The sequence below is a fragment of the Halonatronum saccharophilum DSM 13868 genome (assembly GCF_000517025.1).
In the GTDB taxonomy this organism is placed as follows: Bacteria; Bacillota; Halanaerobiia; order Halobacteroidales; family Halobacteroidaceae; genus Halonatronum; species Halonatronum saccharophilum.
In genome coordinates this window covers 343,955-369,784 of sequence record NZ_KI912091.1, presented here as the reverse complement: position 1 = coordinate 369,784, position 25,830 = coordinate 343,955, and the positions used below count along the sequence as shown (strand labels likewise).

27 protein-coding genes and 1 riboswitch are annotated in these 25,830 nt (G+C 33.2%); of the genes, 3 read left to right on the top strand and 24 right to left on the bottom strand.

Going from position 1 to position 25,830, the window contains the following annotated elements:
- The 3 genes from HALSAC_RS17215 to HALSAC_RS0101980 form a co-directional block, all read right to left on the bottom strand.
- The coding region (locus HALSAC_RS17215; protein ID WP_035571064.1) for a hypothetical protein at positions 1-298 on the bottom strand (298 nt) is incomplete at its 3' end.
- 161 nt (positions 299-459) lie between these two features.
- Positions 460-687, bottom strand: coding sequence for a ferritin family protein (locus HALSAC_RS0101985; RefSeq protein WP_027338859.1), 228 nt, complete (start codon positions 685-687; stop codon positions 460-462).
- A 21-nt stretch (positions 688-708) separates the two neighbouring features.
- The gene (locus HALSAC_RS0101980) at positions 709-918 is read right to left on the bottom strand and encodes a hypothetical protein (RefSeq protein WP_027338858.1); all 210 of its coding nucleotides are present in this window, start codon (positions 916-918) and stop codon (positions 709-711) included.
- Between the two features lie 108 nt (positions 919-1,026).
- On the opposite strand from HALSAC_RS0101980, the gene HALSAC_RS0101975 reads away from it, so the two are divergent.
- Complete coding sequence (locus HALSAC_RS0101975) at positions 1,027-2,106, top strand: NAD(P)/FAD-dependent oxidoreductase (protein ID WP_027338857.1); 1,080 nt, start codon at positions 1,027-1,029, stop codon at positions 2,104-2,106.
- A gap of 7 nt (positions 2,107-2,113) precedes the next feature.
- Here HALSAC_RS0101975 and HALSAC_RS0101970 read toward each other — a convergent pair whose 3' ends face one another.
- The 8 genes from HALSAC_RS0101970 to HALSAC_RS0101935 all read right to left on the bottom strand — a co-directional run bounded on the left by HALSAC_RS0101970 (position 2,114) and on the right by HALSAC_RS0101935 (position 8,175).
- A complete protein-coding gene (locus HALSAC_RS0101970; RefSeq protein ID WP_211231278.1) occupies positions 2,114-2,332 on the bottom strand; it encodes a hypothetical protein in 219 nt (72 codons plus the stop codon).
- Positions 2,333-2,618: 286 nt separating this feature from the next.
- Complete coding sequence (gene bioF, locus HALSAC_RS0101965; protein WP_027338855.1) at positions 2,619-3,779, bottom strand: 8-amino-7-oxononanoate synthase; 1,161 nt, start codon at positions 3,777-3,779, stop codon at positions 2,619-2,621.
- A gap of 10 nt (positions 3,780-3,789) precedes the next feature.
- On the bottom strand, positions 3,790-4,755 hold the full coding sequence (bioB, locus tag HALSAC_RS0101960) for a biotin synthase BioB (RefSeq protein WP_027338854.1): 966 nt from the start codon (positions 4,753-4,755) through the stop codon (positions 3,790-3,792).
- A gap of 21 nt (positions 4,756-4,776) precedes the next feature.
- On the bottom strand, positions 4,777-5,547 hold the full coding sequence (gene bioC / locus HALSAC_RS0101955) for a malonyl-ACP O-methyltransferase BioC (RefSeq protein WP_027338853.1): 771 nt from the start codon (positions 5,545-5,547) through the stop codon (positions 4,777-4,779).
- A complete protein-coding gene (locus HALSAC_RS0101950; RefSeq protein ID WP_027338852.1) occupies positions 5,525-6,199 on the bottom strand; it encodes an alpha/beta fold hydrolase in 675 nt (224 codons plus the stop codon). The genes bioC and HALSAC_RS0101950 overlap by 23 nt, the downstream gene beginning before the upstream one ends.
- Positions 6,200-6,311: 112 nt before the next feature.
- Complete coding sequence (gene queG / locus HALSAC_RS0101945; RefSeq protein ID WP_027338851.1) at positions 6,312-7,433, bottom strand: tRNA epoxyqueuosine(34) reductase QueG; 1,122 nt, start codon at positions 7,431-7,433, stop codon at positions 6,312-6,314.
- A gap of 263 nt (positions 7,434-7,696) precedes the next feature.
- Positions 7,697-7,939, bottom strand: coding sequence for a hypothetical protein (locus HALSAC_RS0101940; RefSeq protein WP_027338850.1), 243 nt, complete (start codon positions 7,937-7,939; stop codon positions 7,697-7,699).
- Positions 7,940-7,986: 47 nt separating this feature from the next.
- A complete protein-coding gene (locus HALSAC_RS0101935; RefSeq protein ID WP_027338849.1) occupies positions 7,987-8,175 on the bottom strand; it encodes a ferredoxin in 189 nt (62 codons plus the stop codon).
- A gap of 188 nt (positions 8,176-8,363) precedes the next feature.
- On the opposite strand from HALSAC_RS0101935, the gene HALSAC_RS0101930 reads away from it, so the two are divergent.
- Positions 8,364-9,779, top strand: coding sequence for an aminotransferase class V-fold PLP-dependent enzyme (locus tag HALSAC_RS0101930; protein ID WP_027338848.1), 1,416 nt, complete (start codon positions 8,364-8,366; stop codon positions 9,777-9,779).
- A gap of 7 nt (positions 9,780-9,786) precedes the next feature.
- Here HALSAC_RS0101930 and HALSAC_RS0101925 read toward each other — a convergent pair whose 3' ends face one another.
- The 10 genes from HALSAC_RS0101925 to HALSAC_RS0101875 all read right to left on the bottom strand — a co-directional run bounded on the left by HALSAC_RS0101925 (position 9,787) and on the right by HALSAC_RS0101875 (position 20,126).
- Positions 9,787-10,341, bottom strand: coding sequence for a hypothetical protein (locus HALSAC_RS0101925; protein ID WP_027338847.1), 555 nt, complete (start codon positions 10,339-10,341; stop codon positions 9,787-9,789).
- A gap of 134 nt (positions 10,342-10,475) precedes the next feature.
- A complete protein-coding gene (thiE, locus tag HALSAC_RS0101920; protein ID WP_027338846.1) occupies positions 10,476-11,111 on the bottom strand; it encodes a thiamine phosphate synthase in 636 nt (211 codons plus the stop codon).
- Positions 11,104-11,721, bottom strand: coding sequence for a sulfur carrier protein ThiS adenylyltransferase ThiF (gene thiF / locus HALSAC_RS0101915; RefSeq protein ID WP_027338845.1), 618 nt, complete (start codon positions 11,719-11,721; stop codon positions 11,104-11,106). The genes thiE and thiF overlap by 8 nt, the downstream gene beginning before the upstream one ends.
- Positions 11,722-11,875: 154 nt before the next feature.
- Positions 11,876-12,976 carry a 2-iminoacetate synthase ThiH gene (thiH, locus tag HALSAC_RS0101910; RefSeq protein ID WP_027338844.1) on the bottom strand — a complete coding sequence of 367 codons (1,101 nt, stop codon included), beginning with the start codon at positions 12,974-12,976 and terminating at the stop codon, positions 11,876-11,878.
- A complete protein-coding gene (locus HALSAC_RS0101905; RefSeq protein ID WP_027338843.1) occupies positions 12,973-13,755 on the bottom strand; it encodes a thiazole synthase in 783 nt (260 codons plus the stop codon). Before HALSAC_RS0101905 ends, thiH begins: the two co-directional genes overlap by 4 nt.
- Before the next feature lies 1 nt (position 13,756).
- Positions 13,757-13,960, bottom strand: a complete 204-nt coding sequence (gene thiS / locus HALSAC_RS0101900) for a sulfur carrier protein ThiS (RefSeq protein WP_027338842.1) — start codon at positions 13,958-13,960, stop codon at positions 13,757-13,759.
- A gap of 398 nt (positions 13,961-14,358) precedes the next feature.
- A riboswitch (TPP riboswitch) is annotated at positions 14,359-14,466 on the bottom strand.
- A 62-nt stretch (positions 14,467-14,528) separates the two neighbouring features.
- Positions 14,529-16,331, bottom strand: coding sequence for a methyl-accepting chemotaxis protein (locus HALSAC_RS0101890; protein WP_027338841.1), 1,803 nt, complete (start codon positions 16,329-16,331; stop codon positions 14,529-14,531).
- 99 nt (positions 16,332-16,430) lie between these two features.
- A complete protein-coding gene (locus tag HALSAC_RS0101885; RefSeq protein ID WP_027338840.1) occupies positions 16,431-18,188 on the bottom strand; it encodes a B12-binding domain-containing radical SAM protein in 1,758 nt (585 codons plus the stop codon).
- Positions 18,189-18,443: 255 nt separating this feature from the next.
- Entirely contained in the window at positions 18,444-18,869 is a 426-nt protein-coding gene (locus HALSAC_RS0101880) for a CBS domain-containing protein (RefSeq protein ID WP_027338839.1), read from the bottom strand.
- A gap of 78 nt (positions 18,870-18,947) precedes the next feature.
- Positions 18,948-20,126 (bottom strand): MFS transporter, encoded by a 1,179-nt coding sequence (locus HALSAC_RS0101875; RefSeq protein ID WP_027338838.1) that lies wholly within the window; start codon positions 20,124-20,126, stop codon positions 18,948-18,950.
- A gap of 507 nt (positions 20,127-20,633) precedes the next feature.
- On the opposite strand from HALSAC_RS0101875, the gene HALSAC_RS0101870 reads away from it, so the two are divergent.
- On the top strand, positions 20,634-21,584 hold the full coding sequence (locus tag HALSAC_RS0101870) for a hypothetical protein (RefSeq protein ID WP_027338837.1): 951 nt from the start codon (positions 20,634-20,636) through the stop codon (positions 21,582-21,584).
- Positions 21,585-21,654: 70 nt separating this feature from the next.
- Here the strand turns inward: HALSAC_RS0101870 and HALSAC_RS0101865 are convergent, their stop codons facing one another.
- The 3 genes from HALSAC_RS0101865 to HALSAC_RS0101855 form a co-directional block, all read right to left on the bottom strand.
- A complete protein-coding gene (locus HALSAC_RS0101865; protein WP_035571061.1) occupies positions 21,655-22,587 on the bottom strand; it encodes an AEC family transporter in 933 nt (310 codons plus the stop codon).
- Positions 22,588-22,721: 134 nt separating this feature from the next.
- Positions 22,722-25,220, bottom strand: a complete 2,499-nt coding sequence (locus HALSAC_RS0101860) for a bifunctional aconitate hydratase 2/2-methylisocitrate dehydratase (protein ID WP_027338835.1) — start codon at positions 25,218-25,220, stop codon at positions 22,722-22,724.
- Between the two features lie 104 nt (positions 25,221-25,324).
- Positions 25,325-25,786 carry a chemotaxis protein CheW gene (locus HALSAC_RS0101855; protein WP_027338834.1) on the bottom strand — a complete coding sequence of 154 codons (462 nt, stop codon included), beginning with the start codon at positions 25,784-25,786 and terminating at the stop codon, positions 25,325-25,327.
- Between the last annotated feature and the right edge of the window lie 44 nt (positions 25,787-25,830).

Sequence of the window (25,830 nt, the reverse complement as noted above, 5' to 3'; positions counted from 1 at the left end):
ATAAAGCACTAATTACAAAAACATTTACTATCCTTAACCATCTTTTTCTAGGATGATATTGGGCCATAAGAATACCTATTACTAAAACTGGTCCTAAAGTAAAAAATAGCGAAGACCCTAATATAGAAATACCCTTCCGATTAATATGATACCAACCTCTGCTTATTGCCCTAGTATCTATAGCTATCTGTAAAGCTACTGCTAGGACACCACACCAGATATTAACCTTTAGTCTCTTCAAATCAACTAAAAGATAAAGGAGAATCCAACTTTTTATAAAGACTATAATCCATTCCATATAAATAAAGCACCCCCTCATATAGTAATTAGATTTAACGATATTATTTATGCTTGAAGTTGAAAACTATAGTAACATAGGTTAACTTTTGATGGATTAAATGTAGGAGCAGACCTATGTGTCTGCCCCCTAAATAATATTATAAAGACTACACTTAATTACTAAAATGTAGAATTTTTAGGGAAGACCTTTGAAATAATACCAGAAGGTGCTTCTAGCCTCTTTATCTTATGCTGTAGCTCTACAATAGCTCGCATCTCATCATCCCTCATCTGGGTGGTAATTGCCCTTACCTCTGGATTCCTAATCTCAATAAGATTTTGATTGTAAAATTTTTGATTTGAAATCCGATATTCGAGTATGTCCTTTAAGATATCTACATCTTTCATTTAAATTCTTTCCCCTTTCAATTAAGATTCAAGCCCTAATTTTATAATCTTATCCTTTATAAAACTTATATGTTCTTGAGATGTTTTTTTAAATTCCTTTATAATATCTTTCAATTCATCATTTTGAATATCTGGATAATACTCATCATATTTCTCTATAAGCAATTCTTCCTTTTCTAATGCCTTCTTAAAGTAAATCACTAGAATATATTCAGCTGAAAGTTTTTGCACATCTATTTCCTCCTACTCTCTTTGATATAATTTAATCTTAATAAATATTTTCCCGCTTATAAGTAAATATTATTCTTATATACAGACGTCGAAAGGAAGGTATCTTATATGAAAGTTGCAATTATTGGTGGTGGTATATCTGGTTTAGCATCTGCTTTGGCATTTGAAAGGTATGGAATTACTCCTGTTGTTTTCGAAAAGAATGGTCATATAGGAGATCCTGTATTATTTACCTCAGCCATTCTTCATATATTTAATCATTTTAAATCAGACCCTTTTAAGCACCTTAAAAAAAAGTATAATCTAAAGTTATCCCCTTCCTCTTCTATAAAAAGAATTGCTATGTACGGGCCAACAGAACAAGTTACTATAGAGGGAAATTTAGGATATATTACAAATAGAATGAGAGAAGGAACTTCTATTAACAATCAACTCTCTTCTAAACTATCTCTTTCAGTTGAATTTGATAGCTTAGTAGATATAGATGATTTAAAAGAAGAATTTGATCATATATTAGTAGCTACTGGAAATAGTGTAATTCCAAAAAAGCTAGACCTATGGGAAGATATCTTTAATACTCACTTTAGATCTGCTACTGTTATTGGACACTTTGATACCCAGTCTGTCTCAATGTGGTTGAATAAAGACTATGCCAAAAATTGCTCTGCCTACCTCATACCAATCAGTTCAAAAGAAGCTAATTTAAATCTTGTGATTGACAACATTACTGCTCGTGAAATAGATTACTATTGGGAGAAATTTCTTTCCAGCGAAAAATTAGATTATAAGATAATTGAAACAAGAGACTCAAGTTTTAATTGTGGTTTCTTATCTAGACACCAAAAAGATAACATTTATTTAATAGGAAATGCAGGGGGATTTGTTGGCAGTTTAGTAGGTCTTGGTCAGATTAAATCAATAGAAAGTGGAATCTTAGCAGCAGATTCTATTGTCAAAGGGATTGATTATGATAAACTAATCAACCCCTTTGTTCAAGATATGAAAAAATTTTATGAACTTAGAATGTTATTGAACACCTTTACTAATCAAGATTTAGATAGACTAATCAACTTATTAAAAAAACCTACACTTAAAAAATTAATCTATAATAACCCTCTTTTCAAAGTGAAATATGGCGCTTCTATTGCAAAAATATACAACTTTTTAAATAAAGTAAAGAACCCCTAAATCTAATTTACTTTTCTGTTTGAATAAATATATAATTTGAAATAGGTTGGTATATCCTTGATATTATACTACCCGGTCTAAACAAATTCCAATTTAATAATATTCCCCAACTATAAAAGACGGCTATAGCCATTATAACTATATAGACTATTAACTCTCTTTTAAGCTTTGCTTGTACTAACCTCTTTATCTGAAGATAAGCTATTATAATAAAGAATATTGTCATAATATATAACATTTATTTTCCACCGCTTTTTTATTTTTTAGTTTTACCAAGCAAGTGGAAAATATCCGTTTTTTTAATATGAGGGATTATAGAGTGAAGCATATTAGTAATAAAGTGTCACTTTCGTGCCACTAGTAATGGGTAATGAGTGAAGAGTAATTAGTAAAGTCAAAATCTCAAAACCTCTTATAAGTCTTAGGTAACAAAGGGGTTTCTGTTTTTTTAAGGTTTTACCCATTACTCATTACTGATTACTCTTCACCAGTAATAAAGCTCCGCTTTATTACTATAATATTTCACTCTTCACCTTCGCAAAAGCTCTCAATGCTTCTTCTAAATCAGATCTACTATGGTTAGCCATAACTGTAACTCTAAGCCTGCTACTACCCTTTGCTACAGTTGGTGGTCTAATGGCTGGAGCCAACACCCCTTCTTCTAATAAAGCCTTACTTAAACTTGTAGCCCTCTTAGCATCACCGATTATAATCGGGATAATTGCACTATTACTAGGTAATAGATCATAACCCAAATCCTCTAATCCAGACTTTAAAAACTTTATATTATTCCATAATTTTTCAATAATCTCTGGGTGCTCTGTTAAATACCTTAGCGAAGCTAGAGACCCACCTATTGTAGAAGGGGATAAAGCTGTAGAGTATACAAAAGACCGTGACTTATTTCTTAATAAATCAATCAATTCCCTACTTCCTGCTACAAAGCCACCTTCTGATCCCAACGCTTTACTTAAAGTACCCAGTTGAATATCCACTTGGCCCTCTAAACCAAAATATTCAACACTTCCTCCAGCATTTTTACCTAAAACTCCCGTCCCATGAGCATCATCAACCATCACCATAGCATCATACTTTCTAGCTAAATTGACTATCTGATCTAAGGGGGCCAAATCTCCATCCATACTAAAGACCCCATCAGTTACAATCAGCCTTCTTCTATACTTACCAGCACCTTGCAATTTTCTCTCCAATTGCTCCATATTATTATGCCTATAAACTCTTAACTTTGCCTTACTTAACCGGCAACCATCAATAATACTGGCATGATTTAACTTATCACAGATGATGATATCTCCTTTTCCTACCAGAGTAGTCAAGACACCTATGTTGGCCATATAACCGGTATTAAAGACCAGAGCATCCTCAGTTTCTTTAAATTGCGCCAACCTTTTTTCCAACTCTCTATGTAAATCATAATTACCAGTAGTTAGTCTTGAGCCACCTGAACCAATTCCATACCTTCTTACTATCTCTATAACCTCTTCTTTTACCTGTTTATTTGTGCTTAGACCTAGATAATTATTTGAGGCTAACATTATAACTTCTCTGCCATCAACAATAGTTCTAGGAGATTGAGAGCCTTCTAAAACTCTCAATCTCCTATATAGCCCCTCCTTCTTTAATGAGTCTAGTTCACTTTTCCATCTGCTCACATTAACCCTCCTAAAACTCTAAACCTAAATCCTTAATCATCTGTAAATCCTCTTTAACATCTCTTCCCTGAGTAGTCAAATAATTTCCTATTAGTAAACCATTAATCCCAGATAATAAAGCTAAAGACTGTAAATCACGCAAATTCTTCTCTCGCCCTCCACATAACTTAATAGTCTTTTTAGGATTGATAAACCTAAAGATTGCTGCTGTCTTTAAAGCTTCCATTGGTGGAACCTTCCTATTATCTTCTACTGGAGTTCCCTCTACTGGATTTAAGATATTTAAAGGTATAGAGTCAACATCTAGCTCTTTTAAAGTAAAGGCTAAATCTACCCTATCCTCAAAGGATTCACCCAAACCTATAATCCCACCACTACAGACCTCTACTCCTCTTGCTTTTAAGGCTCTTACAGTCTTCACCCTATCTTCATACTGGTGGGTCGTACAGATATTGGCAAAATGACTTTCAGAAGTTTCTAAGTTGTGATTATACCTCTTCAACCCTACCCCCGATAACTTCTTAGCCCTATCTTCATCTAAGGTTCCCAAAGAAGCACAGACTTCTAAGCTTGTATCCTCCTTTATAGTCCTAAAAGCCTCTACTAGTTGTTCAAACTCCTGATCATCTATTACACCCCTACCGCTAGTTACGATTCCAAAGTGCTTAGCCCCACTCCCCTCCATCTCTTTGGCTCTAGCCAAAATGTCCTCTTTAGCCATCAAAGGATAACTTTGTACTCCTGTATTATAATGAGCCGATTGAGAACAGAAGGTACAATCCTCAGAACAACTACCTGCCTTTGCACTAACAATTGAACATAAATCAACCTTCTTCCCCTTATACTTCTCTTTAATTTCGTTTGCTGCTCCTAAAAGCTCTAGTGTTTTAACCTCTGCTAAATTAACCAACTCCAAAGCTTCTTCTTTAGTAATCTCTCCCCCAGCTAATACCTTATGCTTTAACTTACTTATCATATTTTCTCATCCTTTCTAAATTTAATCTTCTAACCTTACAAATAACAGATGGTGGGTTACAATAATATCCCCATCCTTTTTATACCTACTTTCGTACTCTTGCTCTAATCTCTTTAGGAGACCTTTTGTCATAATAGGCTTCCCCTTTGTGGCACTATTGGCCCCAATCTTTTTAGTGGCCCTTAAAAAGTCTCTTACCCTAGAAAATCTTTCTTTATACTCCTTCTCTTCTATGTAAACCCTTTCGAATTCATCCTTTAAAAGCTCTTCTAACTCCTCTTTACTAAAAAAGCTCTGAGAATAGTTATCTTCACCATAGATTGAAACTAAAGAATTTCTTAATTCATAAAAAGTTCTATCTCCAAAGGTTGAAAAGTATATCTTCCCACCTCTATTTAGGTGCTTTTTAAGATTTTTAATAGCCCCCTTTAAATCTTCAAACCATTGGAAGCTAGCATTAGATGCTATCAAATCAAAGCTACAATCCAACTCTAAAGTTTCCCCATCTTCTACTAAATAACTAATGTTAGAATAATCTTTAAACTTCTCTTTACATCTGCTAATCATCTTAGAAGAGATATCTACCAATAGATAATCACTTTTTGGGAACTGATCTAATAGCATCTGAGTAAAAAGACCTGTCCCAGCACCTATTTCTAATACCTTATTTGCTTCATTTTTGTCTAGATAATCCTTTAAATGTTGGCCCATATACCTCTGCACTACCGCATAATCATCATAACTATTTGCAGCTTTTGAAAAATTACTCTTAACCAAGCTCTTCTTTATCATCTAAATATCCCCTTATTAATCTATTCACTTCTTTTTTACCCTCGTAGATGAGGTTATGACCTATTACTTCTAAGTCATAGAAGTAATAATTAGAAAACTTCTCTAAAACCCTTCTTGAACTTAAATTTTTCATTATCCTATCTTTCTCTCCTATTATTATAAGTGGATTTAAAGTATCATTTACCTTTAGATTTCTTAGATCCTCTTCCAGTAAAAAATTTAAACCTTGTTCTAAATAATCCAAATCTAAACTTTCTAAAGCTCCTTGATTCTTTTCTAAATAGTCTTTAAAGTACTTGTTTTTATAAAAATTAAGCCTGCTAAAGTTAGTTAATAGACCTAACTTATCTCTTCGCAAGTCCCTAAGCATCTTCTTTACCACAACCTTAGGCTGATTCTCTAAAAAATTTAAAGTCGGTGAAATTAATATTAACTTATCAACCTCAAAATCTTTTAAGTGTTTTAAAGCCAACATAGCTCCTAAAGACCAACCAAAGAAAATCAGTTCACCTTCACTTAGTTCTTTAACCTCTTCTTTCAATCTATTTAAATCAAAATAATCTACAAATAAGATTTGATGCTCTCCAAAATCTAGATTTTTATATAACTTCTTACTAGTCCCCCAACCAGGAAATAATACAACAAGACCCATATAAAAATCCTCCCTTCATTTTTGTTAACCTGATAAAATTCAAAGTTGACAATGTTGGTAAAAATTTTCCCTTTTTTAATTATATTAGATAAGACAAGTATTGTCAACTAACTTATCGTTTAGTTGACAATACTTGTCTTATCTCTTCTCTAACCTTCTCATCATTCTCCTTAATCAAAGCCTTCTCCAACGCATCCAATGCTCTCTGACTCCCAATCTGACCAATAGCCCAGACAGCACTTCCTCTAACTATAGGCTTAGGATCTTTTAAAGCCTCAATCAAATGAGGTAGGCTTTCTTCCTTTCTTAAGTTTCCTAAGATTATCGCTGCATTACGCTGAATTGGCCTCTTTCCCCGCCAATTCATCGGAGTAGGCATAAATTTTTTCTTATACCCCTTATTACTCATAGCTAATAATGGGGCCAACTCTGGATAAGCTCCCAACTCTCCTGGCTTAAACTCCTTATGATTTCCTGCCTTGGTCTTCTTATTATGGGGGCAGACATCTTGGCAGGTATCACACCCCCATAAGCGATTTCCCATCTTCTTGCGGTACTTGCGGGGGATATGCCCCTTACTCAAGGTAATATAGCCTAAGCACTTACGACTATCTAAAGTATAATCATCTACCAAAGCTCCTGTAGGGCAAGCCTCTATACACCTTCTGCACTCCCCACACCTATTCTCGACAGGTTCATCAGTCTCTAAGTCTAAGTTTGTTATTATCCCACCTAAGAAGATCCAAGACCCATAATCTTGATTAATTATTGAACAGTTCTTGCCCTGCCAGCCTATCCCTGCCTTTCTAGCTAGAGCCCGGTCAACCGTTGGTCCGTTATCAACAAACTTGACCCCTTTAAATTCCTCAAACTCCTTTTCTAAGAAATCTATTAGCCTATCTAACTTCTCTCCTAATACCCGGTGATAATCCTTACCCCAAGCAAACCTAGATAGCCTAGCTCTTAATTCTTTGTTGGCCCTCATTCTCTCCTCTTCAACCTTAGGATCATCTATCTTATAAGAGATAGCACAAACTATTACTGTATTGGCCCCTTTCATAACCATCCTTGGATTACAGATCTGATCCAGATCATCTTTAACAAACTCAGATAAAAAACCTTCTTCCTTCATCTTTGCTAAAAATTCTCTCGTTTCAAAAAGAGGCTCTCCATCTGCAAATCCTATTGCATCTATTCCAAGCTCTTTAGCATACTCTCTTATCTTAGCCTTCACTTTAAATCAACTCCCTTAGACCTATTATATCATATTTAACTTTACATTATATAGTAATATAGTGGCACTATCGTGCCACTAGTAATGGGTAATCAGTAATGAGTAATGGATAAAACCTTAAAAACCCCTTTGTTGCCTAAATTTGAATAAAAGGTCTTTAGGTTTTGATCTTACTCATTACTCGTCACTCATCACTGATTACTAGTTGCACAAAAGTGCAACTAGATTACTACAAATCAACAAAAAGAGAAGTAGCTAAAAAGCTACTCCTCTTCTTCTTCCTTCTTGGCATTGATATAAAATTCTTTATGGTGACCACCTTTGGTATAACACTTATAAGAGTTTTCCCTTAACAGATCTAATATCTGATCTGCTTGGTGGGCATCATATCTTTCAAGAGTAATTGATAACTCTTGCCCGCTCTCCATATCATCGACCAACCGTTTCAACTTCATCATCTCTGAAGAGCTTATCTCTGGTCTGAAATCTAAACATATTTTTCCCATTTTACACCACCTCAATACTAACGACATCTCTACCTCTTTGCCTAATTCTAGGCTTCAATAATAGCATCTGTTGGACATCCATCCATAGCATCTTGAGCCTCTGACTCTAATTTATCAGGGACATCATCTGTAATGGCCACTGCCTTATCATCATCATCCCAATCAAATACAGCAGGCACTTCATTTACACATAAACCACAACTTATACAGTCATCTTTTATAACTTTAACCTTCACTTTATTCCCTCCTTTTTTAAGCTAAAACTCAACTTTAGTATTGCTAGATTTACAATAATTTATTCACCATAGACTCACAGTTGACCCTATAATTTCATAAGATAAATTAAAACTTTTCAATCTGGAATTTAGTATCTGTTTAACTAATTCCTAATTCCAGGTTCCTAAGTTATGAAAGGAGAATCAGTATGATTAGCAAATCTTTTTTTAAAAAAATAAGAAAAGAAATAATTGGTTTAAATAAAAAAGTACCTTTACTAGATGGAAGACACAGAAAATATATTAACCTTGATAATGGGGCGAGTACTCCTTCCTTTAGGCAGGTCTTCTCTAAAATGAGAGAATTCTTAAATTGGTACTCTAATGTTCATCGTGGAAGTGGATTCAAATCTAGACTTTCTACAGAGGTTTATGATAAATCCCATAGCCTAGTATTTGAATTTTTAAATGGGAATTTTGATGATAATACAATCATCTTTGTCAAAAATGCAACCGAGGGGATTAATAAAATAGCCAATACTTTGGAGGTAAAAGAAGATGAGATAATTATTAGCTCTTTAATGGAACATCACTCAAATATACTACCTTGGCGTAAAAAGGGTAAATTACTTTATGTAGGTTTAACTGACGAGGGTCGATTGGACTTAGAAGATTTAGAATCTAAATTAAAAGAACATAGAGATAAAGTTAAGTTAGTAGCTATAAGTGGAGCATCTAATGTTACTGGAATCATCAACCCCATCTATAAAATTGCTAAGTTATCCCATCAGTATGGAGCCAAGATATTAGTTGATGCAGCCCAACTTATTCCTCATCGCCAAATTGATGTTAAGAGTAATGACCATCCTGAGCATATTGACCTTTTAGTCTTCTCAGCCCATAAGCTCTATGCACCCTTTGGTACAGGAGTAATATTTGCACCTAAGAAGTTTTTTAAAGATAATGAGCCAGACTATTCTGGTGGGGGAACGGTAAAAGTAGTTACTTTAGAAGATGTAATCTGGGCCAACTTGCCTGACAAAGAAGAGGCTGGAACACCAAATATAGTAGGAGCATTTGCCCTAAGTGAAAGTATTAAAACTCTTAATAGATTAGGATGGGATAATATTATAGGGGCTGAATCTTTATTAACAGATTATACCTTAAGACAGTTGCAAAAAATACCACAAGTGCAACTATACTGTAATATGGATAAAAAAGTACCCCAAGATCATTTAGCCGTAATCCCCTTTAACATTAAAGGAATCGACCATTCATTGGTGGCTGCCATCTTAGCAGATGAATATGGAATAGGTGTTAGAAATGGATGCTTCTGTGCTCACCCTTATATAAATCACCTTTTGGATATTGGGCCTGATGAAGCTGAAGAATTTAAAGAAAGGGCCTTCAAAGGAGACTATTCAGATAAACCAGGGCTAGTTAGGATTAGCTTTGGCTGCTACAATAACCTTCACGAAGTTAAGTATCTAATTAAAGCTATCAAAGAAATTATAGCACGTCATAAGAAAGGAGAAGACTTGAGTAGTAACTACAAGTTTGATGAAAATAAAGGAGAATATAAATCAGTTAATAAAATTGACTTTAATCGCTACTTTAAATTTTAAGTAAAAGCTATAGATCTTTTTTATAGATTTTCTCAAAGGTTATTCTATACTTCTCTTTTTCATATTTTCCATAACCTTTATCATACTTTAACCTTTGTAAATTATATCTAACTTCATAGTAAGATTCTTCTTCGACAAGATCATACTTGGTTAAAAAATCAAGCATCTCTTTTAACCCCTTAACCTTTCTAGTTAAAGGACTAGCCTTATGTTTAAAGACATAAACTCCAACCTCTTGATTCATCTCATCTTCTACCCCTAAAAGACTATATATTACATAGGTAAACATAATTGATACTACAAAGAAACCAAGAATTAAAATTACAAGTAAAAGCTGAAGGATAGATGTACTTACCCCCTCTATCTCTCGAGGGTCAATATTAAGAGTGCTTATTATTAAAAATAAAAATAACAGCACCCCAAAACCAAAGAATATAAAGGCAATTACATGGGGCAAATAAAATTCTTCAAATAACCTAAAGTTCTTCTCTACTATCTTTTTCTTCTCTTCCATCCAACTACTAATCTTCTTTATAAGATTCTCAAGGATGCTCTTAACCATAATATCCCTCCTTAGAAGAATTTAATTAAGAGTTAAAAATGAACAAATTAGGCTATTAATGATTAAATATCAGCTTTAAAACTTAATATAAGCTCTTTAATTTTAGGCTACTCTTTAATATTTATTATCAATTATTACTCTCTAATTGCTCTTCTAACCCCTTCTATCTTTTCTTTAATACTTTCAGAGCCAACTATCTCTGTTACCATACAAATAGTCTTTGCTCCTCTCTTACTAACAGTCTTTATATTATGTTCCTTGATGCCACCAATTGCTACAAAGGGTATATTAATATTCTCCACTACATAATCAAGATATTCTAGTCCAACTGGGTCACAGACGTCTTCTTTTGTATAAGTTTTAAAGATAGGGCCAACGCCTATATAATCTGCTCCCCTATTCTCTGCCTCCCTTGCCTCTTTGGGAGAATGGGTAGATAAGCCAATTATCATCTCTTCCCCTACTATCTTTCTTACCTCTTCAATTGGAAGGTCCTCTTGACCAATATGAACCCCATCGGCTCCTATAGCTAAAGCCAAAGCGATATCATCATTAATTATAAAGCTTACCCCTGCTTTCTTAGTCATCTCTCTAATCTTAAGACACTCCTGATACTTATAGAGCATCTTCTTCTCCTTCTCTCGATACTGTATTATCTTAATTCCTCCATCAATCATCTCTCTTATTACCTCTACATTACTTCTGCCTTTAGAAAACTTTTCTGCTGTAATACAATATAGGTCTGTATTTAAATTTCGACATTTATCCATAATAATCCTCCAATACCAGCTTTAAAATAATATTTCCCTGCTTTGCTGCACAAATATTGACACGAGGTGAAATAGGAGGTCTCTCTTTAGAAACTTCACTGACTAGATCACCGACTAAATAAAAAGTATCATTTATCTTTTTGACACTTAAATCATCAGAATTTCCCCAGCCTCCTATTCCAGATGCGCTAACCAATAACTTATCCGAATTCATATACCTCTCTACCATCAACTTCTTACTTTTAACCTTATCAAAGGCTTCTACTAATATATCACAATCAGAAAAGAAGTATTCCATATTTTCTTTATTAACCTCTTTTCTAATAACCTTTAGATCCAAATCTGGATTTATCCTTAAAAGATTTTCTTTTAGAGCTTCAACCTTAAATTTACCGACTTGATCAATGAAATAAAACTGTCTATTTAAATTAGAAGCTTCAATAATATCAAAATCAACTATTACAAAAGACTTAAAACCACTTCTTACAAGATTAAAGGCCACATTAGACCCCAAACCTCCAGCCCCTCCTATACCAATCCGATAGGATTGAACCTTCTTTAGCCTATCTTTTCCTAGATAAGACTCCAACCCCTTTTCAAAAGAATTCATAACTACCCCCCTTTTTCAGTTTAGAATTGACAATTGATAATTGATAGTAAAAAATCAAAACACTAAACATAACAACAAAACCTAAAATTGTTAATTTTCATTCTATATTTTTTTGATCTTAACTGTCAATTATCAATTTTAAACTTTCAATTATCTATATCCTATGCCAATCCTGCAAAATAGGCTGATATCCTTTCTCCAAAAGTAGCTTTTTAATCTCTTTTAAGCTTCTACCATCAGAGATTGCAAATTGATCGGTGCTATCTTTTTGGGTATATCCACCTACTGCTGTAGAAGACTCAGCAGATAGCTTGGTAATACCTAAAGGAAGGAGATTATCTCTAAGATTCTCTCCCTCTCTAGTCGAGAGGCTTATACCAACCCGTGGTAAAAAGAGCCTATAAGCTAAGATTATCTGAACTAAATCCCTATCACTTACAATAGATTTTGGTTGAAAAGATCCTAAATGAGGTCGTAATCTAGGTAAAGATAGGGCCAACTCCAAGTCTAGATAATTTTTCTGGAGATATTGGGTATGAATAGCTGAAAAGAAGGCCTCTTTTCTCCAATCATCAAGACCAAATAAAGGACCTATATTAATCCTTCTCATCCCAGCCTTAGCTCCTCTTTCTGGTGCATCCAACCTATAACGATAGTCCTTCTTTGGCCCAGTTATATGTACCTGATCATAAATTTCTTCATTATAAACCTCTTGATAAATAGTAAGGCCATCTACCCCAGCTTCTATAAGCTCTTCATACTCACCCTTATATAAAGGATAGATCTCGATATCAATAGATGAAAAGTAGTCCTTTAAAGCCTCGACTGCCTCTTTTATATAAGAGACTGGGCTATGTTTACGAGATTCACCTGTTAAGATTAGAAGATGCTTAATCCCCTTCTTAGCTATAGCTTCTCCTTCTCTTCTTATCTCTTCTATATTTAGTTTCTTTCGTTTGAATTTATTCTTAACATTAAAACCACAATAAGCACATTGGTTTACACAATGATCAGATAAATAAAGAGGAGCATATAAGAAGATAACTCTACCAAAGTTTTGAATCGTCTCTTTGTTGGCTCTTTGAGCCATCTCCTCTAAATGCTTAGTTGCTACAGGTGATAGGAGAATTAAAAAATCCTCCCACTCTAAACTATCCTTTGCTAAGACTCTTCTTACATCATTATCGTTGGCCCTTTTAAATACATCATCTAAATTTAATCCCTTATACTTTAAATATTCATTATAAAAGCTCATGATTCAATCCCTTCTAAGAAACCTGTTAAAGGTGAAGAAGCCTTAGCATAATCTCTTACTGGACCACTACCAGCTAGATATCCCATTCTACCTGCTTGAACAGCCTTAGCAAAAGCCCTTCCCATTCCAATTGGATCTTGAGCTGTAGCAATTGCAGTATTAACAAGAACTGCATCAGCCCCCATCTCCATTGCCTCTGCTGCTTGAGAAGGCTTTCCTATTCCTGCATCTACTATTATTGGAACTTCAATTTCATCTATCAGTATTCTAATCATCTCCTTGGTCTTCAAACCACGATTAGAACCAATTGGAGCTCCCAAAGGCATAACAGCCCCAGCTCCTACCTCCTCTAATCGTTTAGCTACCATTAAATCAGGACTGACATAAGGAAGAACTACAAACCCCTCTTTAGCCAAGATCTCTGTAGCCTTAATTGTCTCCTGATTATCAGGCATTAGATACTTATTATCTGATATAACCTCTATCTTAATCCAATTTCCACAGCCTGCAGCCTTAGCTATCCTAGCAATCCTTACTGCTTCCTCAGCCGTTCTTGCTCCTGAAGTGTTAGGCAAAAGGATACAACCTTTGGGAATATAATTTAGTATATTCTCCTTAGGAGAATCAAAATCAACCCTCCTTAAAGCCATAGTCACCACCTGAGAGCCTGAAGCTTCAATAGTATCCTTAATTATATCCTTTCTTGGAAACTTCCCAGTCCCAGTTAAAAGCCTACTCTCTAACTTAACTCCACCAATAACTAAAGAATCCTTCTTCATCTTAACATCCCCCTCCTACAAACTTTAATACCTCTAAATTATCTCCAGCTTTTAAAGTAATGTTATCCCACTCTTCACTCTCTAAAACATTATAATTATACTCAACAACCAACCTTTCTAACTCCATTGACTTCCCAAGCAGATACTCTTTTATTGTTATCTCTTCTTCTAATATTTCTTCCTTACCATTTACAGTTATCTTCATTATATATCCTCCCATTTTAAAGTAGTAATTTCATATTCAAAATCTTAATAAACCCTAAAGACTTAGCGCAGATAAAAAAGGATCAGAGCCGATTAAATCTGATTTAAATCTTAATTAATTTCTTATCTTTTAATCTGAACTTAATCCTACCTTATCAGATTTAATCTACCCCTAACTTTTGATCTTTCCGCACTAGAAACCTAAATCCAAAAACATCTCGTACAATTCCAACTTTAAAGAAGCCCCTGTGCAAGATTATTCTTTGTTCTCTATTCTTTATCTTCTATCCCTTAACTGTAAACTGTGCATTGTACACTACTCTGCTCACTGCTAATACAAAAGAAGCTCCCCCGTTAAACGAGGAAGCTTCTTTATCTAAAACTGGGCCAACGCCCATTAAATATATAAATTAGCTTCCCTCCGCTGGTGTTAACCAGATCAGGTTATAGAGTTAGGGAACTCTCCCCTCTCAGCCCTTTTAATTAAGGGCACCCCTAGCCTTAATATTATACTGTATTTTAATTATATAGTATTTCTAAAAAACTTCAAATTTAAAAAAAGATTAAAGTCAATTAGAAAGTTTCTTATTTGACTCTACAACCTTATCAATTAATTCTAACTGCTCTTTACTTTCCATAAGCTGTTCATTAACCTTATCATAAAGCTTATCATTAAAATCGGTAACCTCTACCATAATATCATTTAAAGAGTCAGCACTACTAGTAGACTCCCCTGTCTGTGCTGCAACCTCCTCACTGGTAGCTGAAATTTCTTGAGATAAAGCACTCATCTCTTGAGTAGCCGCTACTTGGTCATCAGCAAAGGATATCACTTGTTCCATTTTATCTCTTACTTTAGCAGATGAATCTTTAATATCAGAAAAAACCCTAACAATACTATCTTCTCTTCCCTCTTCTTCATCCATTATCATCATTCTTATAGCTTTTGCTGATACTGCCTCTACCTCTTGAACAATATTTTTAACCTCTTTTGTAGCCACCATACTTTCATCAGCCAGCTTTTTAATCTCTTGAGCTACTACAGCAAAACCTTTTCCTGATTCACCAGCCCGGGCTGCCTCAATAGCAGCATTTAAAGCTAACAGATTAGTTTGATCTCCTATTTTCATTATCCTATCAGAAATATTACCAATTTTCTCTACACTTGCTTGTAATTTATTCATTATTATTGCAGTATCTTCAATCAGCTTATCTCCATATTCAATCTTCTTGTAAGTATCTTTAATAACTGAATATGTTTCATTTCCCGCCTTTGATACCTCTTCGGCATTTAAGGCTAAGCTTTCTGCTCCTGTAGAAACCTCTTTAATCGAAAGGGAGACCTGACTTATAGCTTCAGAAATCTCATTATTACCTGACATCATATCCATTATAATTTCTACTGATTTATTCAATTTAATGGTAACCTCTTCTGCTACCTCCTTCATAGAATAAGCAGATTTAGAGACAATTTCCGCCTTATCAGAGGCCTTATAAGTCTGATCTTTCACCTCTTTAGTAACTTTATATATACTTAAACTAATAAAAAATCCAAGCAAAATTCCAATTAATAAAGTAACTATAGCTACAATGATAACTATATTTCTACTAGAGCGAGAATCTTCACTAATATTTTCAACTCTTAAACTTAACTCATCTATTCTACTATGGAGATTATCCCAAATTTCTCTAGTCAAAGATGCAGAAGCCATTCCTAATTGTAAATTAATACGATCATGAAGATTATGCATTATATCACTTCTTAAATGGGTATCAGAAGTTCCTCTTATACTCTCTACACCATCTTCAAATCGATCATTCCATCTAGTAACATCTTCTAAAGAGGCTAATATATCTTTATTATCAGTTAAAGTTTTTATATTAGCTATATTATTTTGAGCAACTTCACTCTCTAAACTTGATGTATTCCCTAAGCCTGCTTCCCATCTATATAAAGCAATCTGTCTTCTATTTATCTCATTTACCAAATCTGTATTTCTTCTAATTATAGGAATAGACTGATCAGTTAACTCTTCCACCCCATATCTAATCTCCTCAATCTCTCTATTTATACCTGCAGTACCTCTATAAACAAAGAAACCAACAAAAATGATTACCAACATCATAAGTATAAATCCCATCTGAACGAATTTAACAATAGTTAATTTGAAGGGATCTTTCTCCCCTTGGCCATTGCCCTTACCTTGTTTTAAATAAAATTCTTTTGCTAACTCAAATTTGTCAACTAAAAAATCCTTAACTATATTACACCCTTTGCTCAATAAGTTTTTTAACTTTTTAAAACTATCTTTATTAAATATTTTAGCTACTGCTGATTTAAATTTTTTTACTAAAACTTTCAGCTTAATCATAATACATCGCCTCCTTAATCTAATTACACATATCTATTTAAACAGGAGATCATTATAAAATTATAGCCTTTCTCTTATAGATTAGTGTTATGAAAATCATTAACTTAAGTTAATTCTAGAAAAATTAGCTTTATTAAAAAGCCCTTCTTTATTACTATAATTAAACAAAATTGCTATTAATCCTTCTTTTATTCCCTCTTTTGACCCATCTATAACATTTAGTATATCATACTTAAAAGACTCAATTTGAATCTTTCTTCTAATTTGGCGTGCACTAAAGCCGCTTAAATCTGGTAAGTACTTATCAATCATCTCTTTATCTCTTGTAAAATTATTAAACTTATCCTTATAATCATCCACTTCATACTTATTAAAGAAATCAGGTATATCCACTTTTCTTCTTCTTAAGAGATAATCAAACTTTAATATTTCATTAAATATATCTTCTTCCTTCACACAATACTCCCTATAGAATTCTTGCAAATACTTATAAAGAGACTCTAATTTATGAGGATAGCGATAATATCCTTTCTCTTCCCAAAATTTAGCCAAATCTTCAAATAGATCAAAGGGGGTTGCATAAAAGTTATCTTTAATATATTCTATGCTATAATCAAAGTGATGAGAATTACTAAAGGTCTCTAAAACCTCTTCTACCATCTTTAATTTCAACATCTCCCCATATGATAAACTATTACTCTCTAACACTTCATAAGGAGGCTTAGCTGCCCATATATACCCATATTCGTTGGCCCTTCTTCTAAGCCCAGATCCTTTTAGGAGTTTTAAAAAACCTAGCTGTAACTTGCCTGGTTTTAAATCATAAACAAAATTAAATGACTCTTTAAAAGTATTATAGTCCTCCTTTGGTAAAGCAGCTATAAGATCCAAATGCAAGTGGATATTATTATAGCTATTAAGGTCTCTAACTACCTTGCTTAACCTTTTTAGATCCATCCTACGATCAATCAACTTCAAAGTCTCTTTATTGGTCGATTGTACACCAATCTCAAATTGGAAATAACCCTTTGGAGCTTTAGATAATAATTCAATCATCTCTTTGCTCATTAGATCAGCCGTAATTTCAAAATGGAAGTTAATATCCAAACCTTCCGACCATTGATCTAGCAAAAATCTAAAGACTTCCATAGCATAATTACTATTAGCATTAAAGGTTCGATCTACAAATTTAACCTGTTTAACTCCACTTTCAATCAACTTTAAAAGATCACTCTTTACCCTATCTAAAGAGAAGAACCTAACTGATGATAAAGTAGAAGATAAACAATATTGGCAGTTGAAAGGACAGCCGCGATTTGATTCAAAATAGATTATCTTATTATCTAACCCTTCTAAACTTTCATAGGGTGAGGGGATAATATCTAAATCACAAATAACCTCTCTAGCTTTATTCTCTACTACCTTACTTCCTTTTCTATAAATTAGACCATCCACCTTAGACAGATCTTTTTTGACCCTTAAGTTACCAAGCAACTCCTTAAAGCTAAGCTCTCCCTCTCCAAATATTATATAATCTATCTCTTCATACTCCTCCATCAACTTGTAACCATCATAAGATACCTCTGGTCCACCTAATAGAACCTTAATATTAGGTTGAACCTTCTTTAATAGCCTAATCAATTCTAAAGTCTGACCTATATTCCATATATAACAAGAAAAACCAACCAAATCACAACCTTCTCGATATATCTCACCTAATAATTCATCAGTATGTTGATTAATTGTATATTCTCTTATTCTAATATCAAATTCATCTCCACAGTAAGCTTTTAAGTATCTCAAAGCCAAAGAAGAATGAATAAACTTTGCATTTAACGTCGTTAACAGTGTCTTCATTGTTAGAACTCCTTTGTATTTATTACTAGTGATGAGTAATCAGTAATGGGTAACTTCTTAAAAACCAGAAGCCCCTTTACTCCCTAAGTTTATAAAAGGTTTTGAGATTTTGGTCTTACTCATTACTAATGGCACCAAAGTGCCACTTAATATCACTTCTATCTAAATAATAACTTCGCGCCTAAGCGAGCAAAACCTTCTTACTGAACTTAAAAGCTCTACCCTAAAAAGGATAGAGCTTGCTAAATTTAAAATCTAACTTTGTGGTTTACTAGGAGTAGAGATTGTCGATAGAGCATCTCCAGCTTCCATATCTGATCCAGACTGTACAGCTAAGTCACCTAAAGCTACTATTCCAACAAGATTACCATTTTCTACAATGGGTAACCTTCTAATCTGATTTTTTGACATTAACTCTGCTGCTTCATGGACAGACATATCCGGACTTCCATAAACTAAGTTATTAGACATAATACTCTCTACTGGAGAGTTAAAATCCCCATTTTCAGCAACATTACGAATAGCAATATCTCTATCAGTAATAATACCCACAGGCTCATTACCATTACAGACTGGAACACAACCAACATTTAAATTCTTCATAATCTGCGCTGCTTCATTCACACTTGAAGTTGGGCCAACACTAGATACATCATTGGTCATAATATCTCTTAATTGCATTCTTATATCCTCCTCCTTTTCAAGATTAGGATATGCAATTGTTTTAAAATTTAATCATTAGATTCATCGTTAAAGTCATTAATTAGATGCTTTAACCTTATCTTGATTTAAATATCCTACTCTTAACCAATTTAATAGGAAGATTAATAGTACTATATAAACAAGAAATCCTCCATAACCTAATCTAATTCCTAATAAATCATTTAATAAGCCAGTAAACCAATTAGCAATAATTACATCACCTAAAGCACCAAAGGTCAATATCAATCCAATAATAGCTGATATATCCTCTTCAAAAGTTTCAAATATAATAGCCTGCATAGTCGGGAAAATAGGTGCTATCCATAAACCAACCATAGAAAAAAAGATTGTAAATACCTCCGGGCCAACTAATCCAAGAAAAAAGCTTAGCCCACCTAAAGTAGCAGATATGAATACCATTTTAAAGTAACCTACTTTCTCTACAATAAAACTTGCAACTAAACGACCAAAGGTAAATAAAAAGAAGAAAATAGCTAAATAAAACCCTATCTCTCCCTCACTTCTACCTTGTACATCATTTAGATAAACACCAAGCCAACTGGCTATTCCAATCTCCAATCCTACGTAAAGCAGAAAGATTAGAGCAAAGATAAGTATTTTAGGTTCACCTAATAGCTTAAAGAAAGAAGTTGGCTCTTTTTTATCCCTCTCCAACTTAGGGAATTTAGCTTTAAAGGTAACCATTAATAAAGGTATTATTATCAAAAGAACGAAAAAGTATGTACTCTTCCAATTTCCACCTAAATTAAATAATCCATTAGCATAAATAGGGGCCAACATACCACCAACTCCAAAGAATAAATGAAAGATATTCATCATCCTACCTCTATTTTTGACAAATAATAAAGAAGCAAGTGAGTTATTACTAACATTTAAAAGTCCCAACCCTAGCCCAATTATAAACATAGCAACTAATAGTAGATTGTAAGTAATAGAATAATTTACTACAGCCAAACCTACCCCAACAACAGATAATCCACTAAAGATAACTTTCTTTAACCCAAAATTCTGGATCAACCTTCCCCCATAAAAGGTTGTTATAATACTTCCTGTAGATAAAGTAGAAAAAATTAGACCCAACCTAGAATAATTAATCCCATAATAATCTTGAATTAAAGGGTTAACTTGGGCCTTTAAGTTCATAATAATTCCAAAAGTCAAAACAATAGAAAATGCAAATACAGTTAATAACCTATAATCATTTCTTTTACTCATCTATTTATTCCTTTCTGTATCTTATAATATAATTTTTAAGATAACAACTTATATTATAATTGACTTTAAACAACTTTGCAAAGAATATTACTTGGGCTGCTTATTATTAACAACAATTTTTAAAACAACTTATAACCCCTAACTACTTTAAACATCTATATAGATTAAGATTCTATCACACTAGCTCTCTTAAGATAATATATATATGGTATAATCTCTATAAGATTCTTTTAAAAATAGGTATAAAACCATAGAAATTAGAATTATAATATATGGTATGATTATAAATAACCTTGTAACCTTAAAAATTAAAGCTATCTCTTAAAATAGAGAGTCTAAGGGAAATTTATACCATAATTCGGTAAATGCGAGTTTTAAACGCCCATATATATAAATTATCCTTTTGCAACTAAGAATTAAATTAGTATAATAGTTATATAGGTAATAATTATAGCTATTTAACTAAAAGACTTATAGAATGTCCATCTATAAAAGGAGGATTAATTTATGGATAATTACCTTACAGTAAAAGAGTTAAGGAATTATTTCAATTTAAGTCAAAATATAATATACGATAGGCTTCAAAAGATTAGAGAAGAAGAACCGGAGATGATAAGTAAAGGAGATCATAATAAGTATTTACTCAAAGAGGATGCTTTAATACACTTTGATAGCTTAGCAAAAGATAATCTAATCTCTTTTAATGATGAACTTTTAACCTTTATTCTCTGTAATAAAATAAGAAAATCAATGAAAAAAGATAGGGATATTATTATTAAGTTAACTAAAAGAACTTCTATCAAGCAGAAGAGAAATCTAACAGAGTTTGAAACCTTACCTTCTATTATCCAAGATAAGTATAATGATTTCTCTAAAAATTTCGTTAACTGGCTGAAAAAGAGCTTCTTCAATGGTAGTCTAACTAAGGTAGTAATAGATAGATCACCAGACAGGTTAAAGAATAAAGTTGACACCTTTGATCTTAGAATCACTTTATATGAAGGAAAAAGCCCCTATGATCTAAACTTTATATTTAAAAGAGAGATAAATAATTTAAAAGAATTAAAATTAAATAAAAAAGATGAAAAGATAAGCCCTATTAATAAAATAGAAAGGAAAATAATTAATACCTTTAACAATTCAGATAACTTTATTGAAGATTTAGCTAAAACCTTAAAAGAAAAGAATAATGAATTAAATATAAAGAAGATCTTCAAATTTATAATTGGGCCAAATTCTCATTATAAAGTAATTGCAAGACCTGATATAATTATTATAAACTTTGACAAGATAGAACTACCAGATAAACTAGAGATCTCTTCTTTTGATAATTCCTTAGAATTACAATTCAATAATGGATGTAACTTTATCTGTAAATTAATAAAAGAAAAGAACTCTAAGAAACTACTAATAAATTTCAAAGAGTTGCCTAATGATTTAGAATTAATCTCATTATAACTTCTAAAAGATAAATTAAACTACCAAAAGAGATAAGCACATAATATTATGTGCTTATCTCTTTTCTAAATTATAATAATTGTATAACCAATGGAATAGTTAACATAGATAATAAAGTACTTAAAAATACTCCCTCTGAGGCTAAAGCTGAGTCTCCTCTAAATTCCTGAGCAAAGATTGCCGTCATAGCAGCTACTGGCATAGCTGTTAAAATAACTGCCACCCCTAATATTAATGGGTCTATATTAAACCCTCTTAAAATAAATAAAGCTATTATAGGTATTACTACCTGCCTAATTACACTTACTATCCATAATCTAATATTAGTAAATGTACCCCCTATCTTAACTTGGGATAATGTAGAACCTACAACAATTAACGCTAAAGGAGAAGTAACTCCACCTACCATAGATATAGCATCTTTTATTGGTCCAGGTAAATCAATTGAAAGAATAAATATCAAAAATCCAATTACTACTGATACGATCCCAGGATTTAATATAGCCTTAATAGTTATCTTTGCACCTTCACCTTTTCTTCTCTCCATAATTACTATACCTAAGGTCCATAATACCAAATTAAGAATTACATTATAAATAGCCCCTAAAAATATTCCCTCTCCTCCATAAATAACCTGTATAACTGGAAAGCCTATATAAGCTGTATTAGCAAAGATAATCATAAATTGATAGATATCTTCATCACTTTTGGGAGATGGATGTAAAAGCTTAATTATAACATAGGATATTATTATCATTCCAATATAGATACCTGCAGAGATAATTAAAGTAGTTCTCATCATTACTAGACGCTCTAAACTAAAATCATAATCCATTGAAATAATGATTAAAGCTGGCAAAGTTATATATATGATAAGATTGGTAAAATTTTTATTTCCTCTCTCATCTATAATACCAATCTTTCTAAGAATAAATCCTAAAAGCAATATTGAAAAAAGAACTAAAACTTGGTTGAAGACAACTAAAAAATCTATATGAATCATCCTTTCATAATTTAATGAATATTTTTAATTAACAGTTTAATATAAAGCTACTTACTATTAGAATTGTCTATTGACCTCTTTTTATTCACTTAAAGCTAAAACCCTCTAGAATATATATTCTAGAGGGTTTTATATTATTTGAAAATATCAAAATATTCATCAACAGTTGGGAACTTACCTAAGATGGCAGAAACAGCTGCTACATGAGCACTACCTAAGTAAGTCTTAGAATCAGCCGGGCCAATTCTAGATTGATAATTTCTTGTTGTAGTAGTTAGTGCAGTCGATCCCGCACCAATTCTTCTTTTATTACCCATACAAAGTCCACATCCTGGCATAGTTATAGTAGCACCAGCTTCAGTCAATTTAGCTAAACTACCATCCTTTGCTAGCTGGTTGTAGATATCTCTAGAAGCAGGGCATACTACAAAGTTAACCTTATGAGGTATCTTATGGCCTTCAACGATTCTAGCAGCAGCCCTGATACTCTCTAAATCTCCACCTACACAACTTCCAATAAAGACTTCATCTAACTCTACACCTGCTACCTCTGATAGATAAGCTACATTATCTGGATGATGTGGTTTAGCAACAATCGGCTCATTAACCTCTTCTAATGGAATCTCAATTGTAGCTGCATATTGAGCATCCTCATCACCCTTAGGCAAGATAGGATCCTTTAAGAACTCTTCAATAGCCTCAATAGTCCTAATAACAGAAGGTGATGACTGAGCATCAGGTCTAGACCTTAAGTACTCCAAATTCTCTTTAATTGTCTCTATAGTCCTCTCATCTGGCGGAACTGTTCCTGCTGAAGCACTTCTTTCAGCTACAGCATTAGTCAAGATATAACGTTCATCAGAATCAAGGAATTCAACACCCTCCATCTCAATAATTCGACCACTATAGATATCCTTGCCTACAGTCTTGTCAGCATACATAACTAAAGTAGATACTAAATCTCTAGCAGTAATCCCTTCCTTAGGTTGGCCTTTAAAGATGACCCTTACAGACTCATCCATAGTCAAATCCTGCTTACCATACTTCATAGCTCCAGCTATAATGTCTGATGCAGCTGGGAAAGATACACCGCGGGGAGTTCTAGTATGAGAATCTCCACCTACTACCACATCTGTTGGTAGAACAAAGCGATTTGCTATAGTATGGATAATACCTTCTCCAGTCTCTAAACATACACCACCACGACTAGTAACAAAATCATCTATATATTTATGACGATCTCTATCTTCACTAGATGGGCACTCTCCAGTATGACAAAGAGATTGGACAACATAATCAGCACCAAATAATCCTCCAGCCATTGATTGATACTCTTCTAGAGTCATTGGCCCAGTTGTATCCTGAGAATATACACCCCTAATTTGAACTGGAGCAGTTTCGCCAGGTAAGATTGTATTCTTTCCATCTAAACGATTCATCCCTACTATCTTTTGGGCCAACGTTTGAGGAACCTTATTTGTATCTTCTTTAAGAGCTTTATCAGCCTCAACTTCAATCCCTTTCTCTTGACAATAAGCTAATGCCCACTTTTTAAGCTCATTTCCAGCATCAAAGGATGTCATACCTCCAGCAGCAATCTTATCCATCTGGAAAGGAATAGGAAGCTTAATATCTAATTCTTTGCTTCCATTAACTATCAGCTTTTCACCTTCTAGATCAACTTCAAGTTCATCCCCTTCTTCAATATCATCAGTATCACAAATAACTGGCAAAATCGCTGAAGCTACCAAAGAAATTTTAAAGATTGGTGCCATACTCTTAGCGATTACAACTCCGCCTTTTTTCTTCTCTGGCTCCCCTTCTACCGACTTACCTAAGACTTGTAATATAGTATAAGTAGCAGACTTTCTAGAAGAGCCTTCCCCTAAAGCAGAACCTGCAACCAAGAAAATATCCTCTGACTTTTGCTTAAGATCAGCTAAACGATCTAAAAAGTCCGATTCGTCCTCACGACCATCCATAATAAATTGAGCATGCAGCGGTTGATCCGTTCTAGTATCTGCATTCTTTGAAGGACTTAAATGTCCAGTAGTTATATTATCTCCTACCTTAATACTTAATCCCTTATAAGAATCTTTTAATTTCCACTCCTTAGTAAACTCACCTTCTGCCCAACTCTTCAATAATTCTTTAATTAAAGGTTTTTCATCTAAGGATACTAACCTATCAAATTCCTCTTTATTAACCAATACGGTATCTTTTAAAATCTCTACAATCTCTTCAATATAATAATCTTCTTCTAATAAACTAACTAACTCTACAGAAGCAGCTCCACCCTTCATCTGGGCCAACAAATTTAAAGCTTCTTCTTTAGATATATAATCTGTATCCAACTCACCTTTAACTACCTTTGCTAGTCCTTCTGCCTTAACATAAGATGAAGGGAAGGTTCCCCTTCTAACCTCTTTAGATAATAATCTGACTAATAACTTATCCAACTTTTCTTCTTCAAAAATAATAAAGCTTTCTTCACCTAACCCTTTTAAAGATAATCCTTCTACTATTCCTTCAACCTCTTCTTTAGTTAAAGGTCTTGGATTTAAATTATAATTCTTCTTCCTGTCCATAGCCTTCTTCTTATAATTATTCAATAATTGTATTAGCTTCTCCATACTCTCCTCCTGTACCTCTTATTTTCTTATAATTATACAATAAAGTTTATCAACTTACAAATTTAAAATAATAAATCTCCCCTTATAGGGAGATCTATTAGCGCTTAATAACTCTTGGCCACCTCTTCTAATTTTACCTTTTCGCTAGTAGTTAATATATTATCTAAATCCAATACTATTATTAACCTTTCATCAACCTTAGCAATCCCCTCTATAAATTCAGTTTTTATCCCAGCTACACCTTTTGAAGGAGGCGTAATATCCTCTTTTTCTATTCTAATAACCTCAGAGGCATCATCTACTACAAAACCTACATTTATTCCATCAATCTTAACAATCATTATTCTAGGTTCTATATTCTCATCTAAATTAAAATCTAATCTCTTCCTTAGATCAATTATTGTGATAATATCTCCTCTAAGATTAATTATTCCTTCAATAAAATCTTCTGCCTTAGGTAATTTAGTTACCTTTTGAGGCTTTATTATCTCTTGTACTTTGATTATCTCAATACCAAACTGCTCTGAATCTAATTTAAAGACAATAAATTGATTAAGATCTTTCATCCTTATCACTCCCCTCGCTCTTTAGATATTGAACTAATCTTAGC

Excerpts from the sequence above, each read along its gene's own strand:
- HALSAC_RS0101890 (WP_027338841.1), bottom strand. The coding sequence starts at position 16,331 with ATGATTAAGCTGAAAGTTTTAGTAAAAAAATTTAAATCAGCAGTAGCT.
- thiS (WP_027338842.1), bottom strand. The coding sequence starts at position 13,960 with ATGAAGATAACTGTAAATGGTAAGGAAGAAATATTAGAAGAAGAGATA.
- HALSAC_RS0101975 (WP_027338857.1), top strand. The coding sequence starts at position 1,027 with ATGAAAGTTGCAATTATTGGTGGTGGTATATCTGGTTTAGCATCTGCT.
- HALSAC_RS0101855 (WP_027338834.1), bottom strand. The coding sequence starts at position 25,786 with ATGAAAGATCTTAATCAATTTATTGTCTTTAAATTAGATTCAGAGCAG.
- HALSAC_RS0101875 (WP_027338838.1), bottom strand. The coding sequence starts at position 20,126 with ATGAGTAAAAGAAATGATTATAGGTTATTAACTGTATTTGCATTTTCT.
- HALSAC_RS0101870 (WP_027338837.1), top strand. The coding sequence starts at position 20,634 with ATGGATAATTACCTTACAGTAAAAGAGTTAAGGAATTATTTCAATTTA.
- thiF (WP_027338845.1), bottom strand. The coding sequence starts at position 11,721 with ATGAATTCTTTTGAAAAGGGGTTGGAGTCTTATCTAGGAAAAGATAGG.
- HALSAC_RS0101905 (WP_027338843.1), bottom strand. The coding sequence starts at position 13,755 with ATGAAGAAGGATTCTTTAGTTATTGGTGGAGTTAAGTTAGAGAGTAGG.
- HALSAC_RS0101940 (WP_027338850.1), bottom strand. The coding sequence starts at position 7,939 with ATGGGAAAAATATGTTTAGATTTCAGACCAGAGATAAGCTCTTCAGAG.
- bioB (WP_027338854.1), bottom strand. The coding sequence starts at position 4,755 with ATGATAAGTAAGTTAAAGCATAAGGTATTAGCTGGGGGAGAGATTACT.
- HALSAC_RS0101880 (WP_027338839.1), bottom strand. The coding sequence starts at position 18,869 with ATGCAATTAAGAGATATTATGACCAATGATGTATCTAGTGTTGGCCCA.
- HALSAC_RS0101970 (WP_211231278.1), bottom strand. The coding sequence starts at position 2,332 with ATGACAATATTCTTTATTATAATAGCTTATCTTCAGATAAAGAGGTTA.
- HALSAC_RS0101925 (WP_027338847.1), bottom strand. The coding sequence starts at position 10,341 with ATGGTTAAGAGCATCCTTGAGAATCTTATAAAGAAGATTAGTAGTTGG.
- HALSAC_RS0101865 (WP_035571061.1), bottom strand. The coding sequence starts at position 22,587 with ATGATTCATATAGATTTTTTAGTTGTCTTCAACCAAGTTTTAGTTCTT.
- HALSAC_RS0101985 (WP_027338859.1), bottom strand. The coding sequence starts at position 687 with ATGAAAGATGTAGATATCTTAAAGGACATACTCGAATATCGGATTTCA.
- HALSAC_RS0101885 (WP_027338840.1), bottom strand. The coding sequence starts at position 18,188 with ATGAAGACACTGTTAACGACGTTAAATGCAAAGTTTATTCATTCTTCT.
- bioC (WP_027338853.1), bottom strand. The coding sequence starts at position 5,547 with ATGATAAAGAAGAGCTTGGTTAAGAGTAATTTTTCAAAAGCTGCAAAT.
- thiE (WP_027338846.1), bottom strand. The coding sequence starts at position 11,111 with ATGGATAAATGTCGAAATTTAAATACAGACCTATATTGTATTACAGCA.
- HALSAC_RS0101930 (WP_027338848.1), top strand. The coding sequence starts at position 8,364 with ATGATTAGCAAATCTTTTTTTAAAAAAATAAGAAAAGAAATAATTGGT.
- HALSAC_RS0101950 (WP_027338852.1), bottom strand. The coding sequence starts at position 6,199 with ATGGGTCTTGTTGTATTATTTCCTGGTTGGGGGACTAGTAAGAAGTTA.
- thiH (WP_027338844.1), bottom strand. The coding sequence starts at position 12,976 with ATGAGCTTTTATAATGAATATTTAAAGTATAAGGGATTAAATTTAGAT.
- HALSAC_RS0101860 (WP_027338835.1), bottom strand. The coding sequence starts at position 25,220 with ATGGAGAAGCTAATACAATTATTGAATAATTATAAGAAGAAGGCTATG.